The organism is Pseudomonas sp. YQ_6, assembly GCF_043103245.1.
Taxonomy (GTDB): domain Bacteria; phylum Pseudomonadota; class Gammaproteobacteria; order Pseudomonadales; family Pseudomonadaceae; genus Aquipseudomonas; species Aquipseudomonas alloputida.
Genome location: NZ_JBICJR010000009.1, coordinates 43,977 through 64,937, shown reverse-complemented (window position 1 = coordinate 64,937; position 20,961 = coordinate 43,977). Strand labels below are relative to the sequence as shown.

21 protein-coding genes are annotated in these 20,961 nt (G+C 61.7%); 17 read left to right on the top strand and 4 right to left on the bottom strand.

Features of this window, described 5'->3' with window-relative positions; genetic code table 11:
* The first annotated feature begins 208 nt into the window (after positions 1 to 208).
* Both ACF8FG_RS03305 and ACF8FG_RS03300 read left to right on the top strand, forming a co-directional pair.
* Complete coding sequence (locus tag ACF8FG_RS03305; protein ID WP_167665923.1) at positions 209 to 1,450, top strand: glutamine synthetase family protein; 1,242 nt, start codon at positions 209 to 211, stop codon at positions 1,448 to 1,450.
* Between the two features lie 132 nt (positions 1,451 to 1,582).
* Positions 1,583 to 2,923 (top strand): MFS transporter, encoded by a 1,341-nt coding sequence (locus tag ACF8FG_RS03300; protein WP_014590118.1) that lies wholly within the window; start codon positions 1,583 to 1,585, stop codon positions 2,921 to 2,923.
* A 93-nt stretch (positions 2,924 to 3,016) separates the two neighbouring features.
* Here the strand turns inward: ACF8FG_RS03300 and ACF8FG_RS03295 are convergent, their stop codons facing one another.
* From ACF8FG_RS03295 to flgA, 4 genes are all read right to left on the bottom strand, one after another.
* Positions 3,017 to 3,760: a flagellar brake protein gene (locus ACF8FG_RS03295; protein WP_012051591.1), complete on the bottom strand. Its 744-nt coding sequence runs from the start codon at positions 3,758 to 3,760 to the stop codon at positions 3,017 to 3,019.
* Between the two features lie 79 nt (positions 3,761 to 3,839).
* Complete coding sequence (locus tag ACF8FG_RS03290) at positions 3,840 to 4,307, bottom strand: flagella synthesis protein FlgN (protein WP_010955106.1); 468 nt, start codon at positions 4,305 to 4,307, stop codon at positions 3,840 to 3,842.
* 49 nt (positions 4,308 to 4,356) lie between these two features.
* Complete coding sequence (gene flgM, locus ACF8FG_RS03285; protein ID WP_003254479.1) at positions 4,357 to 4,671, bottom strand: flagellar biosynthesis anti-sigma factor FlgM; 315 nt, start codon at positions 4,669 to 4,671, stop codon at positions 4,357 to 4,359.
* 164 nt (positions 4,672 to 4,835) lie between these two features.
* Positions 4,836 to 5,588: a flagellar basal body P-ring formation chaperone FlgA gene (gene flgA / locus ACF8FG_RS03280; protein WP_012051593.1), complete on the bottom strand. Its 753-nt coding sequence runs from the start codon at positions 5,586 to 5,588 to the stop codon at positions 4,836 to 4,838.
* Between the two features lie 77 nt (positions 5,589 to 5,665).
* Here flgA and ACF8FG_RS03275 point away from each other — a divergent pair, with 77 nt between their 5' ends.
* From ACF8FG_RS03275 to ACF8FG_RS03205, 15 genes are all read left to right on the top strand, one after another.
* Positions 5,666 to 6,595, top strand: coding sequence for a chemotaxis protein CheV (locus tag ACF8FG_RS03275; RefSeq protein ID WP_010955104.1), 930 nt, complete (start codon positions 5,666 to 5,668; stop codon positions 6,593 to 6,595).
* Positions 6,596 to 6,646: 51 nt separating this feature from the next.
* Entirely contained in the window at positions 6,647 to 7,474 is an 828-nt protein-coding gene (cheR, locus tag ACF8FG_RS03270; RefSeq protein ID WP_004575768.1) for a protein-glutamate O-methyltransferase CheR, read from the top strand.
* Between the two features lie 470 nt (positions 7,475 to 7,944).
* Entirely contained in the window at positions 7,945 to 8,355 is a 411-nt protein-coding gene (gene flgB, locus ACF8FG_RS03265; protein ID WP_392518604.1) for a flagellar basal body rod protein FlgB, read from the top strand.
* Between the two features lie 2 nt (positions 8,356 to 8,357).
* Complete coding sequence (flgC, locus tag ACF8FG_RS03260; RefSeq protein WP_003254469.1) at positions 8,358 to 8,801, top strand: flagellar basal body rod protein FlgC; 444 nt, start codon at positions 8,358 to 8,360, stop codon at positions 8,799 to 8,801.
* 12 nt (positions 8,802 to 8,813) lie between these two features.
* Complete coding sequence (gene flgD, locus ACF8FG_RS03255) at positions 8,814 to 9,515, top strand: flagellar hook assembly protein FlgD (RefSeq protein ID WP_014590121.1); 702 nt, start codon at positions 8,814 to 8,816, stop codon at positions 9,513 to 9,515.
* A gap of 28 nt (positions 9,516 to 9,543) precedes the next feature.
* Positions 9,544 to 10,866, top strand: a complete 1,323-nt coding sequence (flgE, locus tag ACF8FG_RS03250; protein WP_014590122.1) for a flagellar hook protein FlgE — start codon at positions 9,544 to 9,546, stop codon at positions 10,864 to 10,866.
* Between the two features lie 71 nt (positions 10,867 to 10,937).
* Entirely contained in the window at positions 10,938 to 11,129 is a 192-nt protein-coding gene (locus ACF8FG_RS03245; protein ID WP_003254464.1) for a hypothetical protein, read from the top strand.
* Between the two features lie 160 nt (positions 11,130 to 11,289).
* A complete protein-coding gene (gene flgF / locus ACF8FG_RS03240; protein ID WP_010955101.1) occupies positions 11,290 to 12,030 on the top strand; it encodes a flagellar basal-body rod protein FlgF in 741 nt (246 codons plus the stop codon).
* A gap of 47 nt (positions 12,031 to 12,077) precedes the next feature.
* Positions 12,078 to 12,863: a flagellar basal-body rod protein FlgG gene (gene flgG / locus ACF8FG_RS03235; RefSeq protein WP_003254462.1), complete on the top strand. Its 786-nt coding sequence runs from the start codon at positions 12,078 to 12,080 to the stop codon at positions 12,861 to 12,863.
* A 36-nt stretch (positions 12,864 to 12,899) separates the two neighbouring features.
* The gene (gene flgH, locus ACF8FG_RS03230; protein ID WP_003254461.1) at positions 12,900 to 13,595 is read left to right on the top strand and encodes a flagellar basal body L-ring protein FlgH; all 696 of its coding nucleotides are present in this window, start codon (positions 12,900 to 12,902) and stop codon (positions 13,593 to 13,595) included.
* A gap of 12 nt (positions 13,596 to 13,607) precedes the next feature.
* Positions 13,608 to 14,717, top strand: a complete 1,110-nt coding sequence (locus ACF8FG_RS03225) for a flagellar basal body P-ring protein FlgI (protein WP_004575771.1) — start codon at positions 13,608 to 13,610, stop codon at positions 14,715 to 14,717.
* An 11-nt stretch (positions 14,718 to 14,728) separates the two neighbouring features.
* Positions 14,729 to 15,883 (top strand): flagellar assembly peptidoglycan hydrolase FlgJ, encoded by a 1,155-nt coding sequence (flgJ, locus tag ACF8FG_RS03220; protein WP_318081823.1) that lies wholly within the window; start codon positions 14,729 to 14,731, stop codon positions 15,881 to 15,883.
* 12 nt (positions 15,884 to 15,895) lie between these two features.
* Positions 15,896 to 17,938 (top strand): flagellar hook-associated protein FlgK, encoded by a 2,043-nt coding sequence (gene flgK / locus ACF8FG_RS03215; RefSeq protein ID WP_318081824.1) that lies wholly within the window; start codon positions 15,896 to 15,898, stop codon positions 17,936 to 17,938.
* 13 nt (positions 17,939 to 17,951) lie between these two features.
* Positions 17,952 to 19,514 (top strand): flagellar hook-associated protein 3, encoded by a 1,563-nt coding sequence (locus ACF8FG_RS03210; protein ID WP_014590126.1) that lies wholly within the window; start codon positions 17,952 to 17,954, stop codon positions 19,512 to 19,514.
* A 419-nt stretch (positions 19,515 to 19,933) separates the two neighbouring features.
* Positions 19,934 to 20,863, top strand: a complete 930-nt coding sequence (locus tag ACF8FG_RS03205; protein ID WP_003254453.1) for a ketoacyl-ACP synthase III — start codon at positions 19,934 to 19,936, stop codon at positions 20,861 to 20,863.
* Positions 20,864 to 20,961: the final 98 nt, after the last annotated feature.

The window sequence follows — 20,961 nt, the reverse complement described above, 5'->3', positions numbered from 1 at the left end:
GATCGCACCCACCCGTAGGCGCGGGTTCACCCGCGAAGAGGCCGGCACAGCCACCAATAGGCTGCTTGATATTTTAAACACCCGCAGCCTATGTTGTTGTCAGCCTACAACAACAAGGACAAGCGTCATGAGCACTGCTCAGCTCCAGGGCATCGATGAAATCGAATGCGTCACCCCCGACCTCAACGGCGTCCCGCGCGGCAAGGTGATGACCGCCGACGGCTTCCTCGAAGGCCGTCGCCTGCAGATGGCCCGGGGTGTGCTGCTGCAGTGCATCATGGGCGGCTACCCAGCGGCGAAATTCTACGGCAGTGATGACGGCGACCTGGCACTGGTGGCCGAACCCGGTCAGGTCCACCGCCTGCCCTGGAGCGATGACGGCCGCGCCTTGGCCATCTGCGATGCCAACGAGCTGGATGGCCGGCCCTCGGCATTGTCCACCCGGGGCCAGCTGAAGGCCGTGATAGCCCGCTATGCGGCACTGGGCCTGGCGCCGGTAGTGGCAACCGAGCTGGAGTTCTTCGTCTTTGCCCCCAACACCGACCCGCAGCAACCGTTCCTGCCGCCTGTAGGCAGCGATGGCCGCCGCGAGCTGGGCCATTCGGCGTTCAGTGTCAGTTCCAACAACGGCCTGCGCCCGTTCTTCAAGGAGGTGTACCACTGCATGGCCGCACTCGGCCTGCCACGTGACACCTTCATGCACGAAATGGGTGTCAGCCAGTTCGAGATCAACCTGCTGCACGGCGACCCGCTGCTGTTGGCCGACCAGACCTTCCTGTTCAAGCACCTGCTAAAGGAAGTGGCGCTCAAGCACGGGCTGACCGTGGTCTGCATGGCCAAGCCGCTGGCGCGTACGCCCGGCAGTTCCATGCACATTCACCAGAGCCTGGTCGAGGTCGGCAGCGGGCGTAACGTGTTCAGTGACGAGCAAGGCCTGCCGACAGACACCTTCCACCATTTCATCGGCGGGTTGCAGGCGTGCATGGCCGACTTCACCGCCCTGTTCGCGCCCAACGTCAATTCCTACCAGCGCCTGTGCCACCCCTATGCCTCGCCGAACAATGCGTGCTGGTCCGAGGACAATCGCGCCGCTGGCTTGCGCATTCCGGCCAGTGCGCCGGTCGCGCGACGGGTGGAAAACCGCCTGCCTGGCGCCGATGCCAACCCGTACCTGGCCATTGCTGCCAGCCTGGCCGCCGGGCTGCATGGCATCGAGCAGCGCTTGCAGCCATCGCCAGCCATCCAGGGCGAATTCGAAGTACCCGAACACCTGAGCCTGCCGTGCACGCTGCACGCGGCCCTTGAAAGGCTCAAGCGCAGCACGCTGGCGCGGGAACTGTTCGGCAGCGAGTTCATCGAAGGCTACATTGCCAGCAAGACCCTTGAGCTGAGCGATTTCTTCGACGAGATCACGCCGTGGGAGCGCCGGGTCCTGGCGGCACAGGCCTGAGCGCGACACAACCTGCACCGGGCACGCCCCCGCAGTGCCAAATAGCTGTCGGGGGGCCTGCGCCAGGCGGTTTTTGCCTTTATGCTGCTAGCACCCAAAACTGCCACCTGACCAGGGAGCTCCACGGGACGTATGCGAAATGTATGGAAGCCGTTTCAGTCGTTGTATTTCGCCGCGCTGATGATGTTGATCGGCTCGGGCCTGCTCAGCACCTACCTGGCCCTGCGCCTGGCTGCCGACCACGTCGACAGCCTCTGGGTGGGTGCGTTGATGGCGGCCAACTACTTTGGTCTGGCGGTTGGCGGCAAGGTTGGCCACCGGCTGATCGGACGGGTAGGGCACATACGCGCCTATGCTACCTGTGCCGGTATCGTCGGCGCTGCGGTGCTCGGCCATGGCCTGACCAGCTGGCTGCCGGCCTGGGTCGGGCTGCGCGTGATCGTCGGCCTGGGGATGATGTGCCAATACATGGTCATCGAGAGCTGGCTCAATGAGCAAGCCGATGTGAAGCACCGGGGCGCGGTGTTCAGCGGCTACATGATTGCCTCGTACCTGGGGCTGGTGCTTGGCCAGTTGATTCTGGTGGTGCACCCGCAGCTCGGCCCTGAGTTGCTGATGCTGGTGGCAATGTGCTTTGCCCTGTGCCTGGTGCCCGTGGCGATGACCCGGCGTATTCACCCGGCGCCCCTGCGCCCGGCACCGATGGAGCCGAAGTTCTTCATCAAGCGCGTGCCGCAGTCGCTCAGTACGGTTTTGGGCTCGGGGCTGATTGTCGGCTCGTTCTACGGTCTGGCGCCTTTATATGCGTCAAGCCAGGGGATGAGTACCGAGCAGATCGGTCTGTTCATGGGTAGCTGCATTTTTGCCGGCCTGCTGGTGCAGTGGCCGCTGGGCTGGTTGTCTGACCGTTATGACCGGGCGGTGCTGATTCGGAGTGTGGCAGTGGGGCTGGCGCTGGCGGCTGCGCCATTGGCAATACTGCCCACTGTGCCGCTGGAGTTGCTGTTCGGTATCGGCTTCCTGATCTCGTTGCTGCAGTTTTGCCTGTACCCGCTGGCGGTTGCCTTTTCCAATGACCACGTGGAAAGCGAGCGCCGGGTATCGCTGACGGCGATGCTGTTGGTGACCTACGGTGTGGGTGCATGCGTCGGTCCGCTGGCGGCAGGGGTTCTGATGAAAGTGCTGGGCGCGCAGATGCTGTATGCCTTCTTCGTATTCTTTGCCCTGGTGCTGGTCTGGCGCATTCGGCCGAAAGCGGTTACCGGCCTGCATCAGGTACAGGATGCGCCGCTGGGCCACGTGGCGATGCCGGCGGCCGGCTCGCCGTTGTCGGCGGCGCTGGACCCGCGGGTGGATGAGCAGACTGTGCAGGACGTGATGCAGGCGCCGGTGGCGGCTGAAGATACCGAGGATGAAGAGAAGGGTGCGCAGCAACAGGCGCCTGAACCTGAAGAGGTCAGCAAGTCGCTGTAGGAGCGGGTTTACCCGCGAAGAGGCCAGCCCAGCAGAAACACAAATGAAAACGCCACCTCAGCAGGTGGCGTTTTCTGTTTTACCGACCGACGATCAATAATCGTCCTTGTCGAACCGCCGCGCCTCACGCTGCAGCTGGTACACGAAACTCTCGATCTTGCGTTGAGCCTGCCCGCTCAGGTTGTGGAAGCGCACGCCGGCAAAGGTGGTGTTGATGCGCTCTTCATAGTGCAGATGACGCAGCTCGACCATGGTGTCCACCAGGCCCAGTGGGTTGCCCGCCTTGAAACGCTCATACACCTGGCCTAGTTGCAAGCGGTCTTCGACATTGCCTTCGAAGCGCAGTTTGCAGCCGGTGGCCGAGATATCCAGCAGCTTGCCTCGCATGGCGCCGTTGCCCTTGAGGTGAGCACCGTCAAGGATGATGTCGACCAGCTGCGATAGCTTCAGCGCGGCGCGGAAGGCGTTGCGGCGCTGGTGGTAGGTCATCTCTTGCGGCAGGGCGCCGCTGTAGCAGCGGTGGCCGTCGACTTCGCTGATTTTAAGCGCGTGATCGCATTCCCAGGCGATGCGTACACCATCGTGGAAACCTTCGACACGGAAGTGCTCGCCGTTCTCGATGAATTTCTCGCCGTCACGGGGGATCATCTCATCCAGTGCGAGGGTGTTGCTTTCGCGGTCCACGTGTACCACATAGCTCTGGAAGCGCTGGCTGCGGTCGTGGAAGGTGATGATCAGGGGGTCGTGGCTTTCCTGCAGCTGCCGCAAGTTGGCCGCAATCTCCAAGGGGGTGCTCAACACCTTGGGTGGTTGCGGGGCATCGGATTCATTGAACACAGCTTATCGTTCTCCAGGCAAAAGCGACACACGCAAGTAACGGCATTTTGCCACTATGTTCTGTGCCTTGATAGAAAAATCACACTTGGCTGAGCGCGCGCGGTTTGGCCAGCGGCGAGGTGCTGCCACGGCTATCGTAGAGCGAAGGCGAATCGCCGCCCTGAAGGATACGGATCTGGTTGTTGGTGACGTGTTGCTGAACCTGGATGATCCGGCCATTGGTCTGGTTGACCTGCTGGCAGTCGTCCATCAGTTGCGACAACATGTCGAGCCGCTGCAGCATCACATCACCATGAGGTGACTGCGCGGCTACAGCCTGCACACCGGTGCGGTCGGCACTCAGGCCCAGGCTGCCGAGCAATTGGCTGCGGCGCTGACCATGCTGCTCGAGCAAGATGATCAACGACTGCTTGCGCGCCAGGATTTGCTCCAGCAGCGGCATGTCGCGGCCATGCAGGGCGATTGCTTCCTTGTGCAGAAGGTCGAGCAATTCCTGCATCGGGGCAATGTCATCTTCGATCAGTTGCAGCAAGGTGGTGTCGTGCATGGCTAACTCTTGGCTTTTCTGGCGTCCGTGAAGTCAGCGCGCCGTACGGTCAGCGCTGGGCTTCGAAATCAAGCAGTTTGCTGGCGACCCGGCCGGCATCGACCTGGTAGCTGCCGTCGGCGATCGCCTGCTTCAACTGGGCCACACGGGCGCTGTTGACTACTGGCTCGTCGCGCAGCTTGTCGCTGATTTTCTGCAACTGCTGTGCCTCTTGGCTGAGGTGTACCGCCTCTCCGCTGGCGCTGGTGTCTTTCACCGCTTCCTGGCTGGCTGCCGGTTTTTCGGCGCTGCCGGACGCGGTGTTGCCGCGCACGCCGCCCGTGACGGACGGAGAGTTATTCAAACGACTGAAGTCGATGACCATGATCAGAAACCTCTGGGTATTTGGACGCTTGCCTTGTTTTCGGCCAACCCGATATAAACTTTAGGCACAAATGCATTGCCGCCTGTCGGCAAGCCCGCGAACCCATGTTCTGACTCAGTTTAGGAAAAGCGGTTCCTCACTGCCAGCGCAATCTGGTGGCTGGCCTACATACTGACCTCGACCTGGCCCGGGCCGGTCACCCTGGCCTTGACCACGCGTTTGGAATTGAGGTTGCGTACCCGGATCTGCTCGCTCAGGCCGCCCTTGCTCAGGGCTTCGCCCGGCATGCGCACACTCAGGCTGCCACTGCGGGCAATGATCACCACCTGGTCACCCTTGCGCACCACCTCGGCCTGTTCCAGGTGTTGCGGGGTGAGCACCTGGTCGATCACCGTGGGGCGCAGCATCTTCATGCCCACCGCCTGGTCCAGCTCGGTCAGAAAGCCCTGGCCCAGGGTGCCGACATCGCGCTCGCGCAGGGCCACGTCACCTTCGCCGACCGTGTTGTCGCGCTTGAGCGGGCGGGTTACCACCACCACGTCGCGGAAAAGTCGCACGGTGGCCGGCACGAATACCGTCCACGGTGCTGCGCCGTTGCAGCGTATCCGTACCGTCACCCGGCCCAGCGGCTGGGCCGGGCTTTCCAGTGAGGCGTCCAACTGCTGGCTGCACAACGGCATGCGCAGGCGTGGGTCCAGCGGGTTGACCTGGATTTCATAGCGGCCGGCGGTCTGGGTAGTGGACAGATAATCTTCAACGGTGAATTCAAGAAACCCTTGGGTGACACCGATAAGCTGTTCAGGCAAGGTGAACGCGTTCGCCACCGTGCGAACGCCGGGCATCAGCAGGCACAGCGTGGCCAGCGGGCCAGTCAGCAGGCGTGTCAATCGTCGGGAAAATGTCGTTTTCGTGTGCATGACACTCAAAAAAGCAAAGCCCGTGCCGACTCGCTACCTGAGTTGCAACGAAAGGCTGAAACGTTAAGGAGTCTGGCATGGCGGGTGTTATGGATTCGGTCAACCAGCGCACGCAGCTGGTGGGGCAGAATCGCCTGGAATTGCTGCTGTTCCGCCTCAATGGCGAACAGCTTTACGGCATCAATGTGTTCAAGGTCAGGGAAGTACTGCAATGCCCTGCGCTGACCCTGCTGCCCAAGGCGCACCCTGTGGTGCGTGGCGTTGCCAATATTCGCGGGGCGACCATCCCGATCCTCGACTTGTCGATGGCCACCGGGTTGCGGCCGTTGCAGGAAGATACACGCAACAGCTTCGTGATCATCACCGAGTACAACACCAAGACCCAAGGCTTCCTGGTGCATTCGGTGGAGCGCATCGTCAACATGAACTGGGAAGAGATCCATCCGCCACCCAAGGGTACCGGCCGTGATCACTACCTCACTGCGGTCACCCGGGTGGACAACCGCATGGTCGAGATCATCGACGTGGAGAAGGTGCTGGCCGAAGTGTCGCCGTCGTCCGAGTCGGTATCGGCCGGTGTGATCGATGCCGAAGTGCAGGACAAGGCGGTGTTGATGCGGGTGCTGACCGTCGACGACTCGTCGGTGGCGCGCAAGCAGGTCAGCCGTTGCCTGCAGACCGTAGGGGTCGAGGTGGTGGCGCTCAATGATGGCCGTCAGGCGCTGAACTACCTGCGTCAGCTGGTGGATGAGGGCAAAAAGCCGGAAGAAGAGTTCCTGATGATGATCTCGGACATTGAAATGCCGGAAATGGACGGATATACGCTAACGGCGGAGATTCGCAGCGATCCGCGCATGCAAAAATTGCACATCTGCCTGCATACTTCGCTTTCCGGGGTGTTCAACCAGGCAATGGTCAAGAAGGTCGGCGCCGATGACTTCCTGGCCAAGTTCAAGCCGGACGACCTGGCCCAGCGGGTGGTCGACCGGATCAAGGCAGCGCATTGAAGCAGCCGGGGGCATGCCCCCGGCACCAGTGATTGAAAAGAGGCGGCAGTAGTGTCTACGGGTAATTTGGATTTCGAACAGTTCCGGGTCTTCCTGGAGAAAGCCTGTGGCATCCTGCTGGGCGAGAATAAGCAGTACCTGGTTTCCAGCCGTCTCAACAAGCTGATGGAACAACAGGGCATCAAGAGCCTGGGTGAGCTGGTGCAGCGCATCCAGGCCCAGCCGCGCGGCGGTTTGCGCGAGCAGGTGGTCGATGCCATGACCACCAACGAGACCCTGTGGTTTCGCGACACCTACCCCTTCGAGGTGTTGAAGAACAAGGTGATCCCCGAGTTCATCCGCAACAACCCCGGCCAGCGCCTGCGCATGTGGTCGGCGGCCTGTTCGTCGGGGCAGGAGCCGTATTCCATTTCAATGGCGATCGACGAGTTCGAGCGCAGCAACCTCGGCCAGTTGAAGATGGGGGCGCAGATCGTCGCCACCGATCTCTCCGGCACCATGCTGACCAACTGCAAGACCGGCGAATACGACAGCCTGGCGATTGCCCGCGGCCTGTCCCAGGAACGCCTGCAGCGCTACTTCGACCCCAAGGGTCCGGGGCGTTGGGCGGTCAAGCCGGCGATTCGCAGCCGTGTCGAGTTCCGCTCGTTCAACCTGCTCGACAGCTATGCCAGTCTGGGCAAGTTCGACATCGTGTTCTGCCGGAATGTGCTGATCTATTTCTCGGCGCAGGTGAAGAAGGACATCCTGCTGCGCATTCACAGTACCCTCAAGCCCGGTGGCTACCTGTTCCTCGGCGCCTCGGAAGCGCTGAACGGCTTGCCGGACCATTACCAGATGGTGCAGTGCAGCCCGGGGATCATCTACCAGGCCAAGTAAGCACGAAGGCCGGTATCGAGAGATGCCGGCCTTTTTGTTTGCCTATCCGCTGTTCCTGCCGAGATCCCCGTAGGAGCGGGTTTACCCGCGAAGAGGCCGGCCCTGCTGGCCAATTTCCACCCGCCGTTCAGCGTTGTCGCCGCCACCGTATTCGCGGGTGAACCCGCTCCTACACAGATTGGTGGTGGACACACCTCGGAGGTTGGACACAGCCCGCCGTAGGAGCGGGTTCACCCGCGAAGAGGCCCGCACAGGAAAACACTGACGTCAATTTTTTGTTTTGCCGCTTTTGCCGCCCATCAATTGCCGCTTTTGTCACCTCAGGCGGAAGGCCTTTGCCGCTTTTCTGGCATCAATCTGACAGTACTGCGCTGCAAAACCCCATAAATACGGGCTTTCCAGTGGTTGGCACAGCCCTTGCTATACCTTGCTCAACGAAATTCCGGTCAACCTCTGAAGGTTTCCCCGACATGAGCATCAGTTTCGACAAGGCGCTTGGTATCCACGAAAAGGCCCTGGGCTTCCGCGCCCAGCGTGCCGAGGTGTTGGCCAACAATATCGCCAACGCCGACACGCCCAATTACAAGGCGCGTGACATGGATTTTTCTTCGGTGCTCGCCGCCGAGACCAGCAAGCAGCAAGGCGGCCGCTTCGCCATGGACCGTACCAACAGCCGGCACATCGAAGCCGAAGGCCTCACCATCGCGGCTGACGATACCCTCAAGTACCGCACGCCGCTGCAGCCGTCGATCGACCAGAACACCGTGGATGCGCAGATCGAGCAATCGAACTACACGGAAAACGCGATTGGCTTCCAGGCCAGCTTCACCTTGCTCAACAGTAAATTCAAAGGGCTGGTTTCCGCCCTGCGGGGAGAATGACCATGTCCCTTTCCAGTGTCTTCAATATTGCCGGTAGCGGCATGAGCGCACAGAACACGCGTCTGAACACCGTGGCGTCCAACATCGCCAACGCCGAGACCGTGTCTTCGAGCATCGACCAGACGTACCGCGCCCGCCACCCGGTGTTCGCCACCACCTTCCAGAATGCGCAGGCCGGCAGCAGCCAGTCGCTGTTCGAAGACCAGGGCGAGGCAGGGCAGGGCGTGCAGGTAAAAGGCATCGTCGAAGACCAGAGCACTCTGGAAGCACGCTACGAGCCGAACCACCCGGCGGCGAACAAGGACGGCTACGTCTACTACCCGAACGTCAATGTGGTCGAGGAGATGGCTGACATGATCTCCGCCAGCCGCGCGTTTCAGACCAACGCTGAACTGATGAACACGGCCAAGAACATGATGCAGAAAGTGCTGACCCTGGGGCAGTGATAGGAAGCCGACATGACCACCACCAATTCCACTACAGACGTCGGCAGCGCATACCTGACCTCGCTGCAGAAGCAGACGTCCAAGACTGACAGCTCTACCGGCGCCGCCGGCAGCGCGTTGGGCAAGGACGCGTTCCTGCAGTTGCTGGTCACCCAGATGCAGAACCAGAACCCGCTCGACCCGCAGGAAAACGGCGAGTTCGTAGCCCAGTTGGCGCAGTTCAGCAGCCTGGAAAGCATGCAGTCGCTGAACGACGCAGTGACCTACATCGCGGCTGGGCTGCAATCTTCCCAGGCCTTGCAGGCCTCCTCGCTGGTCGGGCGCAACGTCATTGTCCAGACCGATAAGGCTGTGGTCGATACCAGCAAGGACATGAAGGGCTCGGTCAACCTGACGTCGTCCAGTACCTCCACCTCGGTGGGGATCTACGACAAGGACGACAAGCTGGTGCGCACCATCGAGCTCGGGACCCAGAAGGCTGGCAGCATCGACTTTACCTGGGATGGCCTGAACGATGACGGTGAAGTCGCGGCCGCCGGGACCTACACCTTCAAGGCCACCGCCTCGATCGATGGCAAGGCCACGGCCATGACCACCAACCTGCCGGCCTCGGTTACCAGTGTGACCATGGGTAGCAACGGTTCGGAGATGACGCTCAACCTGGCCGGGCTGGGCAGTGTTGCGCTTTCCAAAATTCAAAGCATCGGCATCTAGGGCCTGAGCAAAACGACAGGAGTTACACATGTCTTTCAATATCGGCCTTAGCGGCCTCTATGCAGCAAACAAGGCCCTGAACGTTACCGGCAACAACATTGCCAACGTTGCCACCACTGGCTTCAAGTCGTCGCGTGCCGAGTTCGCCGACCAGTACTCCAACTCCATTCGCGGCACCAGCGCAGGCAAGACCGTGATCGGCACCGGGGTAAAGACTGCCGCGGTTTCGCAGCTGTTCACGCCAGGCAATATCAACGCCACCGGCCAGGCGCTGGACATGGCTATCGATGGCAACGGCTTCTTTGCCCTGAACGATAACGGCTCGAAGATCTACACCCGTGCGGGCGCTTTCTACAGCGACAAGGCCGGTTATGTGGTGAATGCTTCGGGTGCCAACCTGCAGGGTTATGCGGTCGGCGAGGATGGCAAGATCATCCAGGGCATCCTGACTGACCTGCAGATCGATACTTCCAACCTGACGCCGAAGCCGACCAGCCTCATCACCGAGAAGATCAACCTGAACTCGGCCGCGACCTCCCCGTCGGTGACGCCCTTCGATCCCACCAATGCCAGTTCCTACAACTTCACGTTCAATACCCCGGTGTACGACAGCCAGGGTAATGAACACCAGATGAATCAGTACTTCATCAAGGACGACGCGACCAATACCTGGTCCATGCACACCACTATCGATGGCCGCAACCCGGCCAATCCGGCTTCCACCACGCCGCTGGTCAACGCCGTGCCGTTCAAGTCCGATGGTACGCTGGACAAGGATGCAATGACTGCGGGTGACGTCGCGGGCGGCCTGAGCATTGGCGAAGACAAGATCTTCCAGCTCAACGACTGGATCCCGGCGCAGAAGAACGCCGCTGGAGAGTGGTCGGCCAATGGCGCCATCGCCAACGCGGACGGTGTGAAGCTGGACATGCTGGGTGCCACCCAATACAACGCGTCGTCCGCAGAAATCGCCAAAACCCAGGATGGCTTCGCCACCGGTGAGCTGTCGGGGCTGAGCATCGACCAGAACGGCTACCTGTTTGCCAGCTTCACCAACGGCAAGGACAAGGTGATCGGCCAGGTGGCGATTGCCAACTTCGCCAACCTGCAGGGCCTGACGCCGATTGGCGGTACCAACTGGAAAGAGTCCTATGCCTCGGGCGTGCCGGTGATCGGCGCTCCGGACACCGGTACCCTCGGCCAGATTTCCGGTGGTGCCCTGGAGGACTCCAACGTCGACCTGACCGGCGAGCTGGTCAACCTGATCAAGGCGCAGAGCAACTACCAGGCCAATGCCAAGACCATTTCCACTGAAAGCACCATCATGCAGACCATCATTCAGATGACCTGATGATTGTTTTTGCTTTGGGTGTTTGTAATTGGGGCCGCAAAGCGGCCCCAAGAATGTGAAGGTTCACGCGAATGAAGCGGCTGTCGTTACTGGCCTTGTTCCCCTTGCTGGTGCTGGTTCTGCCGGCCCCCGCTGCCCCCGCCCCGTTCTATCAATGGCAAAGCCTGGTCACCGGCCGCTACCTGTGTTCGGCCCACAACCCGGGCAAAGGCTGGGTGCGCCACTCTGGCCCCTACAACAACGCCGCCTGCCGCGCCCATTGAGCAAGCCCTTGCCGCAGGCGGCAAACATCCGCCGACAAACTGACGGTTATTGCCCCTTGCCGCGCTGAAAGCCCCGTAAACCGGGTGTTTCAGACTTGGTTCAATTATTGCTTGGAACCTGCCCAGTGACAGCGCGGCAGCTACGCGCAGAGGAGAAACTGTGGACAAGTTGCTTTATGTGGCCATGACCGGCGCCAGCCAGAACGCGCTGGCGCAGAAGGCCCACGCCAACAACCTGGCGAACATTTCCACCAACGGTTTTCAGCGCGACCTGGAGCAGGCCCGTTCGATGCCGGTGTTCGGTGACAGCTTTCCGGCGCGCGCCTTCGCCATGACCGAGCGCCCGGCCACCGACTTCAGTGAAGGCCCGTTGGTCGAAACTGGCCGCGACCTTGACGTGGCGGTGACCGGCAAAGGCTTTATCGCCGTGCAGGCGCCGGATGGCAGCGAAGCCTATGTGCGTACCGGTAGTCTGAACATCGATGCCCTCGGTGTGCTGCGTGCCGGCAATGGCATGCCGGTGATCGGCAACGGTGGCCCGATCGCCATCCCGCCGGAGCAGAAAGTGGAAGTGGGTGCCGACGGCACCATCAGCATCCGCTCCATGGGTGAAGACCCGCGGGTGATGGCCGAGGTCGACCGCATCAAACTGGTCAACCCGGACACCAAAGGCCTGACGAAGGGCCTGGACGGTCTGATCCATACCACTTCCGGCCAGCCGGCCGATGCCGACGTCAACGTGCGGGTGGTGGCTGGCTTCCTGGAAGGCAGCAATGTCAACGCTGTCGAGGAAATGACCTCGGTGCTGGCGCTGTCCCGCCAGTTCGAACTGCACGTCAAGATGATGAATACGGCCAAGGAAGGCGACGAAGCCATGGCTCGGGTTTTGCAAATCGGCTAATCACTTTTGAACGGGTGCCGTAAAACAGGCGCACGAGGAGAACTCACATGCTTCCGGCTCTTTGGGTCGCTAAAACCGGCCTGTCCGCTCAGGACACCAACCTGACGGTCATTTCCAACAACCTGGCCAACGTCTCGACCACCGGCTTCAAGCGTGATCGCGCCGAATTCGCAGACCTGCTCTACCAGATCAAGCGCCAGCCTGGTGCCCAGTCGACCCAGGACAGCGAGCTGCCCTCGGGCCTGCAGGTCGGTACCGGTGTGCGTATCGTGGGCACCCAGAAAAGTTTCGTCGCCGGCAGCCTGCAAACCACCGAAAACCCGTTGGACATGGCAGTCAACGGTCGCGGTTTCTTCCAGGTCCTGCAGCCGGACGGCACCGTGTCGTACACCCGTGACGGCACCTTCCACCTGAACTCCGATGGCCAGATCGTCACCGCCAACGGCTACGCCCTGGAACCTGCCATTGTCGTGCCTAACGACGCCCAGACCTTCACCGTAGGCCAGGACGGCACCGTGTCGATCACCACCGCCGGCAACCCGGCTGCACAGGTGATCGGCAACATCCAGACCGCCGACTTCATCAACCCGGCCGGCCTGCAGGCGATCGGTGACAACCTGTTCCTCGAGACCGCCGCCAGTGGCGCACCGCAGGTCGGCACCCCAGGCCTGAACGGTTTTGGCACCACCTTGCAGCAGACGCTGGAGAACTCCAACGTCAGCACCGTGGAAGAGCTGGTGAACATGATCACCACTCAGCGTGCCTACGAGATGAACTCCAAAGTCATTTCCACGGCCGACCAGATGCTGTCGTTCGTTACTCAACAGCTATAAGCCCTGTCACTCAGCTGCGCCCGTGAGGTAAGTGTCATGAATCGTCTGTTGTCCGTTTTCGCCCTGGGGGGGGCGGTGTTGCTGGCAGGTTGCGTCGCACCGACGCCCAAGCCCAACGACCCGTACTATGCGCCGGTGTTGCCGCGCACCCCGTTGCCGGCAGCGGCCAACAACGGTTCGATCTACCAGGCCGGTTTCGAGCAGAACCTGTACAGCGACCGCAAGGCGTTCCGGGTGGGTGACATCATCACCATCACGCTCAATGAGCGCACGTCCGCCAGCAAGAACGCGGGCTCACAGATCGCCAAGACCAGCAAGACCGACATCGGCCTGACTTCGCTGTTTGGTAGCACGCCCAACACCAATAATCCGTTCGGTGGCGGCGACCTTTCGCTGGAGGCCGGTTATAGCGGCGATCGCGCGACCAAGGGCGACAGCAAGGCCACCCAGGGCAACACGCTGACCGGTTCGATCACCGTCACCGTGGCCGAGGTGCTGCCCAACGGCATCATCGCCGTGCGCGGCGAGAAGTGGCTGACCCTGAACACCGGCGAAGAGCTGGTGCGCATTGCCGGCATGGTTCGCGCTGACGATATCGCCACCGACAACACCGTGCCGTCCACCCGTGTGGCCGACGCGCGCATCACCTACTCCGGCACCGGTTCGTTCGCCGATGCCAGCCAGCCCGGGTGGCTGGACCGCTTCTTCATCAGCCCGCTTTGGCCTTTCTGAGTACGGATGACCATGTTCAACGTGAGGCAGCTGATTGCCACAACCCTGCTTTTGTCCTGCGCCTTCGCTGCCCAGGCCGAGCGCCTGAAGGACATTGCCAGCATTTCTGGCGTACGTTCCAACCAGTTGATTGGTTACGGCCTGGTGGTGGGCCTCAATGGCACGGGTGACCAGACCACCCAGACGCCGTTCACCCTGCAAACCTTCAACAACATGCTGTCGCAGTTCGGCATCAAGGTGCCGGCCGGTTCCGGCAACGTGCAGCTGAAGAACGTTGCCGCAGTGTCGGTGCATGCCGACCTGCCACCGTTCGCCAAGCCGGGCCAGGTGGTGGACATCACCGTGTCGTCGATCGGTAACTCGAAGAGCCTGCGCGGCGGCAGCCTGTTGATGACCCCGCTCAAGGGTATCGACGGCAATGTCTACGCCATTGCCCAGGGCAACCTGGTCGTGGGCGGCTTTGATGCCGAAGGTCGTGACGGCTCGAAGATCACTGTCAACGTTCCGTCGGCTGGCCGTATTCCGGGTGGTGCCAGTGTCGAGCGTGCGGTGCCGAGCGGCTTCAACCAGGGCAATACCCTGACCTTGAACCTCAATCGCCCCGACTTCACGACCGCCAAGCGCATCGTGGACAAGGTCAACGACCTGCTCGGCCCTGGCGTGGCCCAGGCCGTGGATGGTGGTTCGGTACGGGTCAGCGCGCCGATGGACCCAAGCCAGCGCGTGGATTATCTGTCGATCCTCGAAAACCTCGAAATCGACCCGGGCCAGGCGGTGGCCAAAGTCATCATCAATTCGCGTACCGGCACCATCGTCATCGGCCAGAACGTCAAGGTGTCGCCGGCGGCGGTCACCCACGGCAGCCTGACCGTGACCATCACCGAAGACCCGATCGTCAGCCAGCCGGGGGCCTTCTCCAATGGCCAGACTGCCGTGGTGCCACGCTCGCGGGTCAATGCCGAGCAGGAAGCCAAGCCGATGTTCAAGTTCGGCCCGGGTACCACGCTGGATGAAATCGTCCGCGCGGTGAACCAGGTGGGCGCAGCGCCCGGCGACCTGATGGCAATCCTCGAAGCCTTGAAGCAGGCCGGCGCCTTGCAGGCCGACCTGATCGTGATCTGAGGACGGCGCGGATGAATATCAAAAGCCAGGTATCCGGTAGTGCCGACAGCGGCGCCTATACCGACCTCAACCGCCTGAGTGCCCTCAAGCACGGCGACCGCGACAGCGAAGCCAATGTGCGTAAGGTGGCCCAGGAATTCGAGTCGCTGTTCATCAGCGAAATGCTCAAGGCCTCGCGCAAGGCCAGTGACGTGCTGGCCGACGACAACCCGATGAACACCGAAACGGTCAAGCAGTACCGTGACATGTACGACCAGCAGTTGGCCGTGAGCATGTCCCGCGAAGGTGGCGGCATCGGCTTGCAGGACGTACTGGTGCGCCAGCTGACAAAGGGCCGCAGTGCAACGGCCAATACCAGCCCGTTCCCGCGCGTCGATAGCGGTGGCCCGGCATTGTGGGGCAACAAGGTTGCGGAGCCAGCGCATGCCATGGCCTCGTCCGCTACGCGCAATGACGTTGCTGCACTCAACGCGCGGCGCCTGGCCTTGCCCAGCAAGCTCACCGACCGCCTGTTGGCCGGTATCGTGCCGTTGGCGGAAACTGCCAATAACGCCGCCGTGCCTGCCCGTGACGGTCAGCCAGTCGCCAAGGCCTTCGCCGTGCCGGACAACGGCCTGCGCATTGTCGGCCGTGCCGTGGCCCAGCCACCGCTGGCGCCGAACAAGGCTTTCAGCGACAGCGACGCCTTCGTCGCCACCATGCTGCCAATGGCCGAACAGGCCGCCCGGCGCATTGGTGTCGACCCACGCTACCTGGTGGCCCAGGCCGCGCTGGAAACCGGTTGGGGCAAGTCGGTGATGCGCAACAGCGACGGCAGCAGCAGCCACAACCTGTTCGGTATCAAAGCCACCGGCAGCTGGCAAGGCGAGCAGGCGCGGGCGATCACCAGCGAATTCCGCGATGGCCAGTTCGTCAAGGAAACCGCGGCGTTCCGCAGCTACGACTCCTACCAGGACAGCTTCCACGATCTCGTTACCTTGCTGCAGAGCAATGCTCGCTATCAAGGTGCGCTGGATGCGGCCGATAACCCTGAGCAGTTTGCAAGAGAGCTGCAAAAAGCAGGTTATGCGACCGACCCGGGCTATGCGAAGAAAATCATCAGCATCGCCCAGCAAATGCAGTCAACCCCGCAATACGCCATGGCTGGCAGAACCACGAACTTATAAAAGGACTAAATCATGTCGAGCCTGATTTCCATCGGCCTGAGTGGCCTGAGTGCCAGCCAGGCGGCCTTGTCGGTAACCAGTAACAACATCGCCAACGCCGCGACCAGTGGCTACTCGCGCCAGCAGACGGTTCAGGCGGCGGGGCCTTCGCACAACATAGGCGCAGGGTTTCTGGGTACCGGGACCACGCTGGCGGATGTGCGTCGCATCTACAGCTCCTACCTGGACAACCAGCTGCAGACGGCCACCTCGTTGCAGGCAGACTCGCTGACGTTCCAGGATCAGATCACCAGCGTCGACAAGCTGCTGGCTGACCGTGACACCGGTATCAGTTCGGTCCTTACCGCCTTCTTTTCGGCGCTGCAGACTGCAGCGGCGAAGCCGGGTGACGTTGCCTCGCGTCAGTTGCTGCTGACCCAGGCGCAAACCCTGAGCAACCGTTTCAACGCGGTGAGCACCCAGCTGACCCAGCAGAACGCCACGATCAACTCCCAGCTCGACACCATGGCCGGCCAGGTGAACAAGCTCACCGCTAACATTGCCGAGTACAACAAGCAGATCACCGCGGCCAGCGCCTCCGGCAACACCCCCAACAGCCTGCTGGATGCGCGCAGCGAAGCCGTGCGCCAGCTCAACGAGCTGGTAGGGGTGACGGTGCAGGAGCGTGATGGCAACTACGACGTGTACCTGGGCAGTGGCCAATCGCTGGTCACCGGAACCAAGGCCAACACCTTGTCGGTGGAGCCGGGTGTGGCCGACAAGAGCCAGGTTGCCCTGCGCATCAACTATGACTCGTTCAGCTCGGACGTGACCTCGGTGGTGTCCGGGGGCGCCATTGGCGGCCTGTTGCGTTATCGCCAGGACGTGCTGACGCCGTCGATGAACGAGCTTGGTCGCGTTGCCCTGGTCGTCGCCGACAGCATCAATAGCCAGCTGGGTCAGGGCCTGGATGCCAACGGCCAGTTCGGCAGCTCGCTGTTCTCCAGCATCAACAGCGCCACTGCCATTGCCCAGCGCAGCCTGGCCTCGTCGAACAACAGTGCCGGCTCCGGCAATCTGGATGTCACCATCGCCAACAGCGGTGCGTTGACCACCTACGACTACGAGGTGAAGTTCACCAGCGCCAACCAGTACAGTGTGCGCCGCTCGGACGGCACCGACATGGGCAGCTTCGACCTGAATGCCGACCCGGCACCGGTGATCGATGGTTTCAGCCTGGCGTTGAAAGGCGGCGGCCTGGCGGCCGGCGACAGCTTCAAGGTCATCCCTACCCGTGCAGCTGCCGGGAGCATTACCACGACCTTGACCGATGCCAACAAGCTGGCCTTCGCCGGGCCCATCAGCGCTACCTCGGGCAGTGGCAACAGCGGTACTGGCACCATCACCCAGCCGACCCTGGGCGAGTCGCTGGACATCTACGGCGGTGCCGATACCGTGCTGATCCAGCAGTCGATTCGCGATTCGATGCCTGTGCGCGTGGTGTTCGACGCTGCCAGCGGTGGCTCCCAGGGCTACAAGCTGTTCGATGCCAAGGGTACCCAGATTGGTACCGGCAGCGTGGTGCCAGGTACCGACAACAAACTGTCGGTGACCGTGCCGATGCTCGATGCGGCCGGCGACCCGATTCTGGATGGCAGCGGCAACCCGCGCACGTTCGCCGTCGAGACCACCATCGGCGGCAGCCCTGCGGCCAATGACAGTTTTACCCTGTCGTTCAATGCCGACGGCAAGGCCGATAACCGCAACGCAACGGCGCTGCTCGACCTGCAGACCAAGTCGACGGTGAATACCGGTTCCGGTGGCGGTACCAGCTTCACTTCGGCCTACGCCTCGCTGGTCGAGCGCGTGGGTGCCAAGGCGAACCAGGCGTCCATCGACAGCACCGCGACCGAGGCGGTGCTCAAGTCCGCCAGCGAAAGCCGCAGCGCGGTGTCCGGGGTCAACCTGGATGACGAAGCGGCCAGCCTGGTCAAGTTCCAGCATTACTACACGGCGTCCTCGCAGATCATCAAGGCGGCGCAAGAAACCTTCAGCACCCTGATCAACGCTTTGTAAGGAGAAGACTATCGTGCGTATTTCCACTGCTCAGTTCTATGAGGCCAGCGCCAGTAGCTACTCCAAGAACTTCTCCAGCATGAACAAGACCAACGACCAGGTGACGTCGGGTATCCGTATCCAGACCGCAGCCGATGACCCGGTCGGTGCTGCGCGCCTGCTGCTGCTGCAACAGCAGCAATCGTTGCTGGACCAGTACAGCGGCAACATCAACACCGTGAGCAACTCGCTGTTGCAGGAGGAGAGCGTGCTCTCCACCATCAACGAGGCCATGCAGCGCGCCAGCGAGTTGGCGATCCGTGCCGGTGGCGCCGGGGTGACCGATTCTGACCGCGTGGCCATCGGCACCGAGCTGAAAGAGATCGAGGCCAACATCTTTGGCCTGCTCAACTCGCGCGATGCCAACGGCGACTACATGTTCGGAGGCTCCAAGAGCACCACGCCGCCCTATGTGCGTAACTCCGATGGCACCTATAGCTACCACGGCGACCAGACCCAGCTGAGCCTGCAGGTATCCGATACCCTGAGCCTGGCCACCAACGACACCGGTTTCAGCATCTTCGACTCGGCCAGCAACAAGAGCCGCACCCAGTCGACCCTGCTGGTGCCGGCGACTGACGATAGCGTGGTCGGGGTGTCGTCTGGTCTGCTGGCCTCGAGCACCACCTACAACAACAGTTTCACGGCAGGCCAGCCCTACAAGCTGACCTTCACCAGCGCGACGCAGTACACCATCACTGACGCCAACGGTAATGACATCACCTCGGAAACGCCCACCAACGGTACCTTCGACAGCAAAACCGAAGGTGCCAACAAGATTGCCCTGCGTGGCGTGGAGTTCGAAATAACCGTTACCTTGGAGGAGGGTGCCGATGCCGACGCCGCCGTGGGCGGGCGCGAGTTCTCTCTGGAAGCACGCCCGGATTCGTTCAATACCACCCGAAATGGCAGCAACACCTCCAGCGCCCAGGTCACCAGCAGTAGTGTGACTGATGAGGCCGCCTATCGCAGCACGTTCCCCAGTGATGGTGCGGTGATCAAGTTCACGGGGCCGGGTGCTTACGAGTTCTATGCCCAGCCGCTGACGGCCGACAGCAAGCCGGTCGCCAAAGGTACCTTTACGGCACCGTCGTTGACGGTGGCCGGGGTGACCTACCAGGTGTCCGGTTCGCCGGAGGCAGGCGACCAGTTTGCGGTCACGGCCAATACCCACCAGAACCAGAACGTGCTGGAAACCCTCAGCCAACTGCGGGCGGCACTGGAAACACCGGTGACCGGCGCTGGCGCGGCGAATGCGCTGAAAGATGCGGCGGCCTCGGCCATTGCAAACCTGGCCAGTGCCCGTGAGCAGGTCGATATCACCCGTGGTTCGATCGGTGCTCGCGGCAACTCGCTTGAGATTCAACGCCAGGAGAACACCAGCCTGGGGCTGGCCAACAAGACCACCCAGAACGCCATCGGCAACACCGACATGTCGCAGGCGGCCATCACTCTGACCTTGCAGCAGGCCATGCTGGAGGCCTCGCAGCTGGCCTTCTCGCGTATTTCCCAGCTGAGCCTGTTCAACAAGCTCTGATCTGCGTGCCTGTTCCTGGGGCTGCTGTGCAGCCCTGTCGCGACGCAAGGCCGCTCCCACAGGTCCTCCTCTCTCCTGAAGGTGGCGTATTTGTGGGAGCGGCCTTGCGTCGCGAAAGGGCCGCGAAGCGGCCGCATCGATATCGGCTGCGAAGCTGATCATTCGGGGTCCAGTGCCCGCCCGGTCATTCCGCAAATTCCCCAGTCCCCACACCCTCGCCACGGCTTTCGTAGCATTTCAATGTGACCAATGAGTCAAAACGCTCATCTTCCCTGTATTCTATGCAGCAGCTGTTGCAGCATTTTGTTACCGGTGCGCAGGCGAGCCCTGGCTACAACCCCTGGCGGTGACCGCTCCGGTATTTGGCGCCCTCAATTCATCGAGTGGTGGTCTTTGGCTGTTTTCATTGGGAAGCCAGAATGATTGGCATCAAAAGCATTGCGAGTTACGTGCCCACCGCTGGCCTGGACAACTACGTTCAGGGTGCGAAGTTCGGCAAGGACGAAGAGTTCATGTTCGGCAAGATCGGTGCGTCGTTCCTGCCGCGCAAGGCCGAAGAGCAAGAAACCTCCGACTTGTGCGTAGAGGCCGCCCAGGCGCTGTTCGCCAGCAACCCCGACCTTGATCCGCAATCGATCGATGCGTTGATCGTGGTCACCCAGAACGGCGACGAAGAAGGCCTGCCGCACACCGCAGCCATCGTCCAGAGCAAACTTGGCCTGTCTACCCGCGTGGCGGCATTCGACGTGTCGCTGGGCTGCTCCGGCTATGTGTATGGCCTGTATGCGATCAAAGGCTTCATGGAAGCGGCAGGCCTCAAGAACGGCCTGCTGATCACCGCCGACCCGTATTCGAAGATCGTCGACCCGGAAGACCGCAACACCACCATGCTGTTCGGCGACGCCGCCACCGCTACCTGGATGGGTGAAAACGCGGTTTGGAACCTGGGCCAGGCGCGTTTCGGCACTGACGGTTCCGGTGCCGAGCACCTGAAAGTCAGTGACGGCAAGTTCTTCATGAACGGCCGCCAGGTATTCAACTTCGCCCTGATCAAAGTGCCAGCGCACCTGCACGAGCTGCTGGATGCCAGCGGCCTGAAGTCGTCGGATATCGACGCCTTCTGCATCCATCAGGGCAGTGCGGCGATTGTCGACGCCGTGGCGCGACGCTTTGAAGAGCAACACCCGGAGAAGTTCGTCAAAGACATGCTGGAAACCGGCAATACGGTGTCCTCCAGTGTTCCGCTGCTGCTGCAGAAGCACATGCTCGATGGCAGCTGGAAGCGCGTGGCGATCAGTGGCTTCGGCGTGGGCCTGTCGTGGGGCTCGGCCATCCTGTACCGCGACTGATCCCCAGTCAGCCCACAAAAGCGCCCGGCGGCCCCCGCCCGGCGCTTTTTTTCTGCCGAAAATAAACTTCTGCCTGACGCAGCCCATTGTAGGAGCGG